The 12,488-nt window shown below is 72.9% G+C and carries 10 protein-coding genes and 1 riboswitch; of the genes, 8 read left to right on the top strand and 2 right to left on the bottom strand.

Annotated features, from left to right (window positions below):
• Window positions 1–308 precede the first annotated feature (308 nt).
• From ACWD11_RS18895 to ACWD11_RS18880, 4 genes are all read left to right on the top strand, one after another.
• Window positions 309–1,700 (top strand): M16 family metallopeptidase, encoded by a 1,392-nt coding sequence (locus tag ACWD11_RS18895; protein ID WP_451284180.1) that lies wholly within the window; start codon window positions 309–311, stop codon window positions 1,698–1,700.
• Entirely contained in the window at window positions 1,697–3,085 is a 1,389-nt protein-coding gene (locus ACWD11_RS18890) for a M16 family metallopeptidase (RefSeq protein ID WP_389420048.1), read from the top strand. The genes ACWD11_RS18895 and ACWD11_RS18890 overlap by 4 nt, the downstream gene beginning before the upstream one ends.
• Before the next feature lie 214 nt (window positions 3,086–3,299).
• A riboswitch (cyclic di-AMP (ydaO/yuaA leader) is annotated at window positions 3,300–3,463 on the top strand.
• Window positions 3,464–3,475: 12 nt separating this feature from the next.
• Window positions 3,476–4,240 carry a M23 family metallopeptidase gene (locus tag ACWD11_RS18885; protein ID WP_451284178.1) on the top strand — a complete coding sequence of 255 codons (765 nt, stop codon included), beginning with the start codon at window positions 3,476–3,478 and terminating at the stop codon, window positions 4,238–4,240.
• 188 nt (window positions 4,241–4,428) lie between these two features.
• Window positions 4,429–5,112: a GntR family transcriptional regulator gene (locus ACWD11_RS18880; protein ID WP_389420046.1), complete on the top strand. Its 684-nt coding sequence runs from the start codon at window positions 4,429–4,431 to the stop codon at window positions 5,110–5,112.
• A gap of 137 nt (window positions 5,113–5,249) precedes the next feature.
• Here ACWD11_RS18880 and ACWD11_RS18875 read toward each other — a convergent pair whose 3' ends face one another.
• Window positions 5,250–5,531 carry an HPr family phosphocarrier protein gene (locus tag ACWD11_RS18875; protein WP_019755624.1) on the bottom strand — a complete coding sequence of 94 codons (282 nt, stop codon included), beginning with the start codon at window positions 5,529–5,531 and terminating at the stop codon, window positions 5,250–5,252.
• Window positions 5,532–5,710: 179 nt separating this feature from the next.
• Here ACWD11_RS18875 and ACWD11_RS18870 point away from each other — a divergent pair, with 179 nt between their 5' ends.
• Genes ACWD11_RS18870 through ACWD11_RS18855 form a run of 4 tightly spaced genes read left to right on the top strand, consistent with a single transcriptional unit; the run spans window position 5,711 to window position 11,572 of the window.
• Entirely contained in the window at window positions 5,711–9,043 is a 3,333-nt protein-coding gene (locus ACWD11_RS18870; RefSeq protein ID WP_451284176.1) for a GNAT family N-acetyltransferase, read from the top strand.
• A 50-nt stretch (window positions 9,044–9,093) separates the two neighbouring features.
• On the top strand, window positions 9,094–9,681 hold the full coding sequence (locus ACWD11_RS18865; protein ID WP_389420044.1) for a DUF5998 family protein: 588 nt from the start codon (window positions 9,094–9,096) through the stop codon (window positions 9,679–9,681).
• Window positions 9,681–10,871 (top strand): alkaline phosphatase family protein, encoded by a 1,191-nt coding sequence (locus ACWD11_RS18860; protein WP_451284174.1) that lies wholly within the window; start codon window positions 9,681–9,683, stop codon window positions 10,869–10,871. The genes ACWD11_RS18865 and ACWD11_RS18860 overlap by 1 nt, the downstream gene beginning before the upstream one ends.
• A 53-nt stretch (window positions 10,872–10,924) precedes the next feature.
• Window positions 10,925–11,572, top strand: a complete 648-nt coding sequence (locus tag ACWD11_RS18855; protein WP_451122324.1) for a thymidine kinase — start codon at window positions 10,925–10,927, stop codon at window positions 11,570–11,572.
• Window positions 11,573–11,600: 28 nt separating this feature from the next.
• On the opposite strand, the gene ACWD11_RS18850 is transcribed toward ACWD11_RS18855, so the two are convergent.
• Window positions 11,601–12,404, bottom strand: coding sequence for a VOC family protein (locus ACWD11_RS18850; RefSeq protein ID WP_389420042.1), 804 nt, complete (start codon window positions 12,402–12,404; stop codon window positions 11,601–11,603).
• Window positions 12,405–12,488 lie beyond the last annotated feature (84 nt).

Below are 12,488 nucleotides of genomic sequence, written 5' to 3'. Positions count from 1 at the left end.
CCAAGGCTCCTTTTTCTGTGTGCTCACCTACGGGGCGCTCATGCTGACGCGTGAACTGGATCCGACGCGGACCATTGTGGACCGCGGCACTGACAACCCGGACCAGGACCCGGCGTCGCCCGTCCGCCCCGGCGCGGAGAGGGGCCTCCGCTCACGGCTGCCCGCAGGCTACGCGATCCGCTGTCGGCATCCGCCCTCGGCGTACGCGGCCCGGGAACTTCGCCGCGGCCCCGCACGCTTGCATACAGTGGCAGGACCGGCAGGAAAACCGCGGTTTCGAGACCGCGTCCGCGATCGAAGGGACGTACATGCCCATGGGTCACACGGCCACCACCCAGGCAGGCTCCGGAGGCCTGACAGCGACCGAGCACCGCCTGGCCAACGGCCTGCGCGTGGTGCTCTCGGAGGACCACCTGACCCCGGTCGCGGCGGTGTGCCTCTGGTACGACGTCGGCTCGCGCCACGAGGTCAAGGGGCGCACCGGCCTGGCTCACCTTTTCGAGCACTTGATGTTCCAGGGCTCCGCCCAGGTCGAGGGCAACGGTCACTTCGAGCTCGTGCAGGGCGCGGGCGGCTCGCTCAACGGCACCACCAGCTTCGAGCGCACCAACTACTTCGAGACCATGCCCGCGCACCAGCTGGAGCTCGCCCTCTGGCTGGAGGCCGACCGCATGGGCTCGCTGCTCGCCGCCCTGGACGACGAGTCGATGGAGAACCAGCGCGACGTCGTGAAGAACGAGCGCCGCCAGCGCTACGACAACGTCCCCTACGGCACGGCCTTCGAGAAGCTGACCGCTCTCGCCTACCCCGAGGGCCACCCCTACCACCACACGCCGATCGGTTCGATGGCCGACCTGGACGCGGCGACCCTGGAGGACGCGCGCGCGTTCTTCCGTACGTACTACGCGCCCAACAACGCCGTGCTGTCGATCGTCGGCGACATCGACCCCGAGCGGACGCTCGCCTGGGTGGAGAAGTACTTCGGCTCCATCGCCTCCCATGACGGCAAGCCCGCCCCGCGCGACGGCTCGCTGCCGGAGATCATCGGCAAGGAGCTGCGCGAGGTCGTCGAGGAGGAGGTCCCCGCGCGGGCGTTGATGGCTGCCTACCGCCTCCCCGAGGACGGCACGCGCGCGTGCGACGCGGTCGACCTGGCCCTGACGGTGCTCGGCGGCGGCGAGTCCTCCCGCCTCTACAACCGTCTCGTACGCCGTGACCGCACGGCCGTCGCCGCCGGGTTCGGCCTGCTGCGGCTGGCCGGAGCGCCCTCGCTGGGCTGGCTGGACGTGAAGACCTCCGGTGACGTCGAGGTCCCGGTCATCGAGGCGGCCATCGACGAGGAGCTCGCCCGGTTCGCGGCGGAGGGCCCCACGGCGGAGGAGATGGAGCGCGCCCAGGCCCAGTTGGAGCGCGAGTGGCTGGACCGGCTCGGCACGGTCGCGGGCCGCGCCGACGAACTGTGCCGCTACGCCGTCCTGTTCGGCGACCCGCAGCTCGCCCTCACCGCCGTGCAGCGGGTGCTGGAGGTGACCCCCGAGGAGGTCCAGGAGGTCGCCAAGGCCCGCCTGCGCCCCGACAACCGCGCGGTGCTCGTCTACGAGCCGACGGTCCCCCCGGAGACCGTCGAGGAGCCCACCGAGGACCTGGAGTCCGCGGCCACCGTGGAAGCAAGCGCCCACAACGAGGAGACGGCCAAGTGACCGAGCTCGCCACCATGGAGTTCCACCCCCGGCCCGAGGCGGGCGAGCCGAAGGTCTGGGCCTTCCCGGCGCCCACGCGCGGGTCCCTCGACAACGGCCTGACGGTCCTGCGCTGCCACCGCCCCGGCCAGCAGGTCGTCGCCGTCGAGATCCTGCTGGACGCGCCCCTGGAGGCCGAGCCGGCCGGTCTGGACGGCGTCGCCACGGTCATGGCGCGGGCCTTCTCCGAGGGCACCGACAAGCACTCCGCCGAGGAGTTCGCCGCCGAGCTGGAGCGCTGCGGCGCCACCCTCGACGCGCACGCCGACCACCCCGGCGTCCGGCTCTCCCTCGAAGTGCCGGTCTCCCGCCTGCCCAAGGCGCTCGGGCTGCTCTCCGACGCCCTCAGGGCGCCCGCGTTCGCCGACAGCGAGGTCGAACGGCTGGTCCGCAACCGGCTGGACGAGATCCCGCACGAGCTGGCCAACCCCTCCCGGCGCGCCGCCAAGGAGCTGTCCCGGCAGCTCTTCCCGGCGACCTCGCGCATGTCCCGCCCGCGCCAGGGCACCGAGGAGACCGTCGCCGCCATCGACTCCGCGGCCGTACGCGCCTTCTACGAGCGCCATGTGCGCCCCGCCACGGCCACCGCCGTGGTCGTCGGCGACCTGACCGGCACCGACCTCGACGCGCTCCTCGCCGACACCCTCGGCTCCTGGACCGGCTCCGCCGCCGAACCCCGGCCGGTGCCCCCGGTCACCGCCGACGACACCGGCCGGGTCGTCATCGTGGACCGCCCCGGCGCCGTCCAGACGCAGCTGCTGATCGGCCGCGTCGGCCCCGACCGGCACGACCGCGTGTGGCCCGCGCAGGTCCTCGGCACCTACTGCCTCGGCGGCACCCTCACCTCCCGCCTGGACCGCGTTCTGCGGGAGGAGAAGGGTTACACCTACGGGGTGCGCTCCTTCGGGCAGGTGCTGCGCTCCACCCCCGACGGCACCGGCGCGGCGATGCTCGCCATCAGCGGCTCCGTCGACACCCCCAACACCGGTCCCGCGCTCGAGGACCTGTGGAGGGTGCTGCGCACCCTCGCCGAGGGCGGGCTCACCGACGCCGAGCGGGACGTCGCCGTACAGAACCTCGTCGGGGTGGCGCCGCTGAAGTACGAGACGGCCGCCGCCGTGGCGAGCACCCTGGCCGACCAAGTGGAGCAGCACCTGCCGGACGACTACCAGGCCACGCTCTACCGCCGGCTCGCCGAGACCGGCACCGTGGAGGCCACCGCGGCCGTCGTCAGCGCCTTCCCGGTGGACCGGCTGGTGACCGTGCTCGTCGGCGACGCGGCGCAGATCAAGAAGGCCGTCGAGCCCCTCGGAATCGGTGAAGTCACCGTCGTGACGGCCGAGTAGAGACACCCTCGGATGTGAACGTGCTGTCACGCGCGTGTGGGGCCCTGGTGACGGAAGCGTCACCAGGGCCCTTCCATGTCCGATTTGAGGGAGAGGTTGCCTGTCTGCTCTGTGGCGTGCGCTACAAAAACCGCGATCCGTTTGGGGATTGAAAGTTGCGGCGTTTAGCGTCATCCGGGCTGTTCGTCAGGCAGTGCGCCGCACCCGCGGCACCGGACAGTCATCGCCGAGTCCCCGTACGGCGCGAGCCAGGGGAGCCGGGGACCCATCGCAGTCCCTGGGGTGAATCGGACGCCCGCGCGTGAGCGAGGGGGTCCGTAGGAGACCTTCCTGCTCCGAACCCGTCAGCTAACCCGGTAGGCGAGAGGGAAGGAAAGGACCAGCCACTACATGGCGTTCACGCGCGCCACCGGGAAGCACCGACGTCCCAGCCGGATGCAGCGCACCACCGCCCGCGCGGCGGGTGTCGCGGCCCTCACCACCACCGGCGTCATCGGCACCCTCGCGAGCCCGGCGCTCGCCGCGGAGGCCGCGCCCGAGCAGACCGGTCTCACCCCCGTCATCACCATCGGCGACTCGGTCGCCCAGCAGATCGACGCCCAGGCCGCCGCCCAGCAGCAGGCCGCCGACGAGGCGGCGGCGAAGCAGGCGGCCGAGGAGGCCGCCCGCAAGAGGGCCGCCGAGGCGGCCGAGAAGGCCCGCGAGGCCAAGGAGCGCGCCGCCCGCGAGGCCGAGCGCAAGCGCCTGAACACCTTCGTCTCCCCGATCTCCGGCTCCTACGTCTCGACGAGCTACAAGGCCGGCGGCGCCGTCTGGTCCTCCGGCACCCACACCGGCGTCGACTTCCACGCCGCCACCGGCACCCCCGTCCGCTCGGTCGGCATGGGCACCGTCGTGGAGGCCGGCTGGGGCGGGGCGTACGGCAACCAGGTCGTCATCAAGATGCACGACGGCACGTACACCCAGTACGGGCACCTGTCGTCCGTCGGCGTCTCGGTCGGCCAGAGCGTCACCCCGGGCCAGCAGATAGGCGTCTCCGGCGCGACCGGCAACGTCACCGGGGCGCACCTGCACTTCGAGGCCCGCATGAGCGCGGAGTACGGCTCGGACATCGACCCGGTCGCCTACCTCCGCTCGCACGGCGTGAACATCTGACGGCACCCGCCCCGCGCTGCCCGGACCCCGGCTCACCGAGCCGGGGTTTTGGCGTTTGCGACCCCCCGCTGTCCAAAAAATATGCATGGATTCCGTCCCCCCTTCGGAAATTCCGGCTCATTGGAATAGAGTCACTGAACACACGTCAGTTGTCGACGTTTCACGGGGATTAAAGCGGAGGTCGGGTCATGCGTATTCCGGCGCACTCGGTATGCACGGCGATCCGGGACGACATCGTCGCCGGTGTCTACGAGCGCGGCAGCCGACTCACCGAGGAACTGCTCGCGCGCCGCTACGGCGTCTCGCGCGTCCCCGTCCGGGAGGCCCTGCGCACGCTGGAGGCGGAGGGCTTCGTGGTGACCCGGCGGCACGCGGGCGCGTGCGTCGCGGAACCGACCGAGCAGGAGGCCGCCGACCTGCTGGAGATGCGCTCGCTGCTGGAGCCGCTCGGCGCCGCCCGGGCTGCCCAGCGGCGCACCGAGGCACATCTGAAGGTGCTGCGCGGCCTGGTGCGGCTCGGTCAGGAGCGGGCCAGGCGGGGCAACAGCGAGGATCTGCGCTCCCTGGGCGGCTGGTTCCACGAGACGCTCGCCCAGGCCTCCGGCAGCCCCGCCCTGACCTCGATGCTGACCCAGCTGCGGCACAAGATCGCCTGGATGTACTCGGTGGAGGCGTCGGCCGCCCCCGTGGACGCCTGGGCGGAGCACGGGGCGATCGTGGACGCGGTGGCCCGCGGCGACAGCGAACGCGCGCGGGCGATCACGGCCGTGCACACCGAGCGCTCCAGCGGCACGCACCGACTGCGGTTCCCCGCCGGGGAGCGTGTGAGGAATTCGCAACATCCCGTAAACATGTCGGGCCTCCGGCATTAACATGCGCGCCGTATACAAAGAAGGCGTAATTCCCGGGGGATTATTTCCGCTGCCCGGAATCGGGAAATGCGAAGGGCTCGCCCGGTAATTCGGACGAGCCCGGTGAGGAGGCGGCGGCTGCCGCGCCCGGTATTCGCTCAGACGGTCTCGGGGAGTTCCTCGAGGCCCTCGGAGACCAGCTTCGCCAGACGGTCGAGAGCGGCGTCCGCGCCCTCGGCGTCGGAGGCGAGCACGATCTCCTCGCCGCCCTGGGCGCCCAGGCCCAGGACCGCCAGCATGGAGGCCGCGTTGACGGGGTTGCCGTCGGCCTTGGCGATCGTCACCGGGACGCCTGTGGCCGTGGCGGCTCGGACGAAGATGGAGGCGGGGCGGGCGTGGAGGCCCTCGGCCCAGCCGACGTTGACGCGGCGCTCAGCCATGTGATGCTGCCCTTCAGGTTCTCAGGTTGTCTAGACCAGTGTTCCACAACGCGAAGCGTGCCCGGTACGGTCCTGCGTCCCGTCCCGCGCGTGACCGTCGGACCGCGGCCTCGATCCGACACCCGTCCTCCACAGACTGCCCCGCGCCGTTGTCGTACGCGAGCCGTAGTCTGGGCCCCATGCAGAGCGCGTCGGACCGGCACGAGTACCCCGCCCACTGGGAAGCCGACGTGGTGCTGCGCGACGGCGGCACCGCGCGCATCCGCCCCATCACCGTTGATGACGCCGAGCGCCTGGTCAGCTTCTACGAGCAGGTCTCGGACGAGTCGAAGTACTACCGCTTCTTCGCGCCCTACCCGCGTCTGTCCGCCAAGGACGTCCACCGCTTCACGCACCACGACTTCGTGGACCGGGTGGGACTCGCGGCCACCATCGGCGGCGAGTTCATCGCCACCGTACGCTATGACCGCATTGGTGCCGACGGAATGCCCGCCTCCGCGCCCGCCGACGAGGCCGAGGTCGCCTTCCTCGTCCAGGACGCCCACCAGGGACGCGGAGTCGCCTCCGCCCTGCTCGAACACATCGGCGCCGTCGCGCGGGAGCGCGGGATCCGCCGGTTCGCGGCCGAGGTGCTGCCCGCCAACACCAAGATGATCAAGGTGTTCACGGACGCCGGGTACACCCAGAAGCGCAGCTTCGAGGACGGGGTCGTCCGGCTGGAGTTCGGCCTGGAGCCGACGGACCGCTCGCTCGCCGTGCAGCACGCGCGCGAGCAGCGCGCCGAGGCGCGATCCGTCCAACGGCTGCTGGCTCCCGGCTCGGTGGCCGTCATCGGCGCCGGCCGGACCCCCGGCGGGGTGGGCCGCGGAGTCCTCGACAACATCCGGCAGGGCGGCTTCCGCGGTCCGCTGTACGCCGTGAACCAGGCGTTCCCCGAGGACCTGAAGGAACTCGCCGGGGTGCCCGCGCACCGATCGGTGCGCGACATCGACGGGCATGTCGACCTCGCGGTGGTCGCCGTGCCCGCCGAACAGGTCCCCGAGGTCGTCACCGAGTGCGGTGAGCACGGCGTGCAAGGGCTGGTCGTGGTCTCCGCCGGCTACGCCGAGAGCGGCCCCGAGGGCCGGGAGCGCCAGCGCGAACTCGTCCGGCACGCACGCGCGTACGGCATGCGCATCATCGGGCCGAACGCCTTCGGCGTCATCAACACCTCGGTGGACGTACGGCTCAACGCCTCCCTCGCGCCCGAGATGCCGCGGCCCGGGCGGATAGGGCTGTTCGCCCAGTCCGGTGCCATCGGCATCGCGCTGCTGTCCCGGCTGCACCGGCGCGGCGGCGGGGTCACCGGGGTCACCGGGGTGTCCACCTTCGTCTCCTGCGGCAACCGCGCGGACGTGTCCGGCAACGACGTCCTGCAGTACTGGTACGACGACCCGGACACCGATGTCGCCCTGATGTACCTGGAGTCCATCGGCAACCCGCGCAAGTTCACCCGGCTCGCCCGGCGTACGGCCGCCGCGAAGCCGCTGGTCGTGGTGCAGGGCGCGCGGCACGGCGGGGCGGCTCCGCAGGGGCACGCGGTACGGGCGACGCGGCTGCCGCACGCCACCGTGTCGGCGCTGCTGCGGCAGGCCGGGGTGATCCGGGTGGACACGATCACCGAACTGGTCGACGCGGGGCTGCTGCTCGCGCGCCAGCCGCTGCCGGCCGGGCCCCGGGTGGCGATCCTCGGCAACTCCGAGTCGCTGGGGCTGCTGACGTACGACGCGTGCCTCTCCGAGGGGCTGCGGCCGCTGCCGCCGCTGGATCTGACGACGGGGGCGTCGGCGCGGGACTTCCGGGCGGCGCTGTCGCGGGCGCTCGCCGACGACGCCTGCGACTCCGTCGTGGTGACCGCGATTCCGGCGCTGGGGGAGCCCTCGGTGGGGGAGGCGGTCCTGGCGGAGGCGCTGAGGTCGGCGGCGGAGGAGGTGCCGGGCAAGCCGGTGCTGGTGGTGCACGTGGAACTGGGCGGACTGGCCGAGGCACTGTCCGCGGCGGCGAGCACAGCACCACAGACGGCGCCCGCGCCCGCCGGAGCGGCTTCGGGCGCCGGAGCTATTGCTGGGGCGGCGTCGGCCGTACCCGGGGCTGCGGCTGCGGCGGGGCCGGACGCGCGGCCCGGCGCTGACGCGGTGCCGCCCGCGCCCACCCGTGCCGCCCCAGGCGGCACGACTGCCCGCGGCCTGACGGGCCCGGCGGCCCGCGGTGAGGCGGAGGAGGCGGCCCGCGGCGGAGCCGAAGAGGGTGCCCACGGTGGAACCGAACCCGTTGCCCACGGTGGAGCCGAACCTGCTGCCCGCGGTGCGGTGGAAGGGGCTGCCGACGGTCAGGTGGATGCGGTTGCCCGCGATCAGGCGGAAAGGGCCGCCCGCGGCCAGCTGGATGCGGCGGGTGCCCGCAGCCACGCGGAAGAGGCCGCCCGCGATCAGGCGGAAGGGACTGCCCAAGGCCAAGTGGACGTGCCTGCCCGCGGCCAGGTGGAAGCAGTTGCCCGTGGCCAGGTGGAAGCCGCTGTCCGTGGCCGAGCGGAGGCCGCTGCCCGTGGCCCCGTGGGACCAAGTGTCCGTGGTGGCGAGGAGGCCGGTGGGGGAGAGCCGGCGCCTGCGGGTCGGCTCATTCCTGCCTACCCCGCCGCCGAGCGGGCCGTTCGCGCGCTCGCCGAAGCGGTCAAGTACGCCCAGTGGCGCCGGGAGGCCGCCGAGCCCGGGCGCGTGCCCGAGTACGACGACATCGACGAGCGCGGGGCCGCCGCCCTCATCGACGGGCTGCTCGCCAGGGGCCAGGGGCTCACCCTCGGCTCCGAGGACACCTGCGACCTGCTCGGGAAGTACGGGATCCATGTGCGCCGGGCCCTCCCCGCCCCCACCCCCGACGCCGCCGCGGAAGCCGCCCGGGCCGTCGGCTACCCGGTCGCCCTCAAGGCCACCGCACCGCACCTGCGCCACCGCGCCGACCTGGGCGGCGTACGGCTGGACCTCGCCGACGAGGAGCAACTGCGCAGGGCGTACACCGAGTTGGCCGAGCTGTTCGGGACGCCGGCGGAGCTGCGGCCGGTCGTGCAGGCGATGGCCCCGCGCGGGGTCGACACCGTCGTACGGGCCGTGATCGACCCGGCGGCCGGTGCCGTGCTGTCGTTCGCGCTCGCCGGGGCCGCCTCCCAGCTGCTCGGGGACATGGCGCACCGGCTCATCCCGGTCACCGACCGGGAGGCGGCCTCGCTGGTCCGCTCGATCCGGACCGCGCCCCTGCTGTTCGGCTGGCGCGGCTCCACCCCGGTCGACACACCCGCCCTGGAGGGACTGCTGCTGCGGGTCTCCCGCCTGGTCCACGACCACCCGGAGGTCGTCGCGGTGACCCTGGAGCCCGTCGTCGTCGCCCCGCACGGCCTGACCGTGCTCGGCGCGACCGTACGGCTGGCCCCGCCGCCCGCCCGCGACGACCTCGGCCCGCGCACGCTGCCCGCCTACTGACCGGCGCGAGCGGTCCCTCGCAGTCAGTGGGCCCCCGTAGGATGGGGGCCATGGCCAAGACCAGTACGACGACCCAGGGGCTGCGAGCGGCGATCGAGCGCAGCGGCTACTACCCGGCCCTCGTGGCCGAGGCGGTGGAGGCCGCCGTGGGCGGCGAGCCCATCCGGTCGTACCTGGTCCACCAGGAGACCACGTTCGACCAGAACGAGGTGCGCCGGCATGTCACCGTGCTGGTCCTCACCGACAACCGCTTCATCGTCAGCCACACCGATGAGCAGGCCGCCGACACCACCTCTCCGACCCCGTACGCCACCACCTCCACCGAGTCGGTCAAGATCGGCCGGATCTCGTCGGTCGTCCTGAGCCGGATGGTCGCGAACCCGGAGTCGTACACGCCCGGCACCCTGCCCCGCGAGGTCGTGCTGACCATCGGCTGGGGCGCGGTCTCCCGGATCGACCTGGAGCCGGCCGCCTGCGGCGACCCCAACTGCGAGGCCGACCACGGCTACACGGGCAGCTCCACGGCCGACGACCTCAGCCTCCGCGTCAGCGAGGCCGGCGACGGACCGGAGACCGTGCGCCAGGCGCTCGCCTTCGCGCAGGCCCTCTCCGAGGCGACCGCGGACACCGCCCGCTGATGGCCCAGCCCGCCTGGGAGCACGACCCGCAGCCGCTGCCCCTCGACTCCGCCCCCCTGCCCGAGTACGGCGCGGGATCGCTCGCCGACCTGCTGCCCACGCTGGCCGCCGGCATGGACGTACCCGGCATGACCGCCGCGATCAGCGAGCTGACCCCGGCCGACCGGAACTGCGTGTTCCTGATCGACGGCCTCGGCTGGGAGCAGCTGAAGGCGCACCCCGACGACGCCCCGTTCATGACGTCGCTCCTCGCCAGCTCCCGCGGCGGCACCGGACGGCCGCTCACCACCGGCTACCCGGCGACCACCGCGACCTCCCTCGCCTCCGTCGGCACCGGCCTGCCGCCCGGCGCGCACGGACTGCCCGGGTACACCGTGCGCGATCCGGCGACCGGCGCGCTGATGAACCAGCTGCGCTGGCAGCCCTGGACCGCGCCGGGCCCCTGGCAGCCGTACCCCACCGTCTTCCAGCTGGCCCACGACGCCGGTGTGCACGCCGCGCAGGTGTCGTCCCCCGCCTTCGAGAACACGCCGCTGACCAAGGTGGCGCTGAGCGGCGGCACCTTCCACGGGCGGCTGAGCGGCGAGGAGCGGATGGATCTCGCGGCCGAGCAACTGGCCGTCGGAGACCGCTCCTTGGTCTACACGTACTACGCCGAGGTGGACGGCGCCGGACACCGCTTCGGCGTCGACTCCGACCTGTGGCGCGGCCAGCTCATGTACGTCGACCGGCTCGTCCAGCGCCTCGCCGAGCAGCTGCCGCCGCGCACCGCGCTGTACGTCACCGCCGACCACGGCATGGTCGACGTGCCCTTCGACGAGCAGCACCGCATCGACTTCGACGAGGACTGGGAGCTGCGCGCCGGGGTTGCCCTGCTCGGCGGCGAGGGCCGCGCGCGGCACGTCTACGCGGTGCCCGGCGCCGAGAACGACGTCCTGACCTGCTGGCGCGAGGTGCTCGGCGAGCAGTTCTGGGTGGCCTCCCGGGAGGAGGCGATCGCGGCGGGCTGGTTCGGCCCGCGGATCGACGAGCGGGTGTACGCCCGGCTCGGCGATGTGATCGCTGCCGCTCGCGACGATGTGCTGATCATCGCTTCCGAGCGGGAGCCGAAGGAGTCGGCGATGGTCGGCAACCACGGCTCGATGACTCCGGCGGAGCAGTTGGTGCCGCTGCTGGAAGTACGTTCCTGAGGCCTCTCCCTCCCCCCGTTACGACCCTGTTGCCGAAAGGTGCTCAACACGCCATGCCCGAGCTGGTGTTCTTCTCCGGAACGATGGACTGCGGGAAGTCGACGCTGGCTCTCCAGATCGAGCACAACCGCTCGGCGCGCGGCCTGGCCGGCATGATCTTCACCCGGGACGACCGCGCGGGCGAGGGCAAGCTCTCCTCCCGCCTCGGCCTGGTCACGGACGCGGTGGAGGTCGAGGACGGGCAGGACCTGTACGCGTACCTGGTGGACCACCTCTCCCAGGGCGGCCGCGCGGACTACGTCATCGCGGACGAGGCGCAGTTCCTGGCCCCGCAGCAGATCGACCAGCTCGCGCGCGTGGTGGACGACCTGGGCCTCGACGTCTACGCCTTCGGCATCACCACCGACTTCCGCTCCAAGCTCTTCCCCGGCTCGCAGCGCCTGGTGGAACTGGCCGACCGCGTGGAGGTCCTCCAGGTGGAGGCCCTGTGCTGGTGCGGCGCCCGGGCGACCCACAACGCGCGCACGGTGGGCGGCGAGATGGTGGTGGAGGGCGCCCAGGTGGTCGTCGGCGACGTCGACCAGTCGGACACCATCGGCTACGAGGTCCTCTGCCGTCGCCACCACCGCCGCCGCATGACAGCGGCCACCGCGCGGGCGGCGGCCCTCTCCCCGGACGTCCTGCCGGTGCCTTCGGCCTAGCGGGAGCGGCGCCGGCCGCGGGCCGGGGTCAGGGGCGGCTCTGCAGCAGCGAGAACCTCGCGCCTTCCGGGTCCGTCACCGTGGACATGCGGCCCAGGGCGCTGTCGTGGGGCGGGGTCAGGATCTGGCCGCCCAGGGCTTCGGCCTGGGCCGTCGACGCGTCGGTGTCGGCCACCTCGAAGAAGGTCATCCAGTGGGGGCCCCGGTCGCGGGGGAGGGACTGGCCGAGGCCGAGGACCGCGGCGATGGTGCGGCCGGCGAGGTGGAGGGTGACGTAGTCGAAGTCCGCGGAGACCACTTTCTGCTGTTCGTGGCCGAACACCGTCTCGTAGAACTTGGTCACGGCGACCGTCTCGAAGGTCAGCAGCTCGTTCCAGACCGGGGTGCCCGGGACTCCGGTGAGGGCGCTGCCGAGGTGGGCCGCGGCCTGCCAGACGCCGAAGACGGCGCCGGAGGGGTCGGAGCAGACCGCGAGCCGGCCGGCCTCGGCGGCGTCCAGCGGGCCCACTCCCACGGTGCCGCCGCACAGCCGTACCGTCTCGGCCGTCAGGTCCACGTCCGTCGAGGCGAAGTAGGGCGTCCAGGCGATGGGCAGATGCCGGTCAGGCGGCAGCTGGCCGATGCCGGCGACTTCCTTGCCGTCGAGCAGCGCCCGTACGTACGGGCCGAGCTGCTGCGGTCCGGGCCGGAACTCCCAGCCGAACAGCTCACCGTAGAACTCCTGGGTCGCGGCCACCCCGTGCGCCATCAGACTCACCCAGCAGGGCGAGCCGGGCGCGTGCCGAGCGTGCGCTTCGCCGTTCAGGCCGGCCGACCCCCGTGCCTCGGTCATCGTCACTCTCTCCTCGGCCCCTCACGGTGGCCGCGTCGATTCCGCTCTCCGGACGCCCGTGCCGATGCTCGCACCACCCGTGGT

Source organism: Streptomyces sp. NPDC002776, from assembly GCF_053592195.1.
Note: the sequence above shows the minus strand (reverse complement) of the source record. Positions and strands in the feature narration are given on the sequence as shown.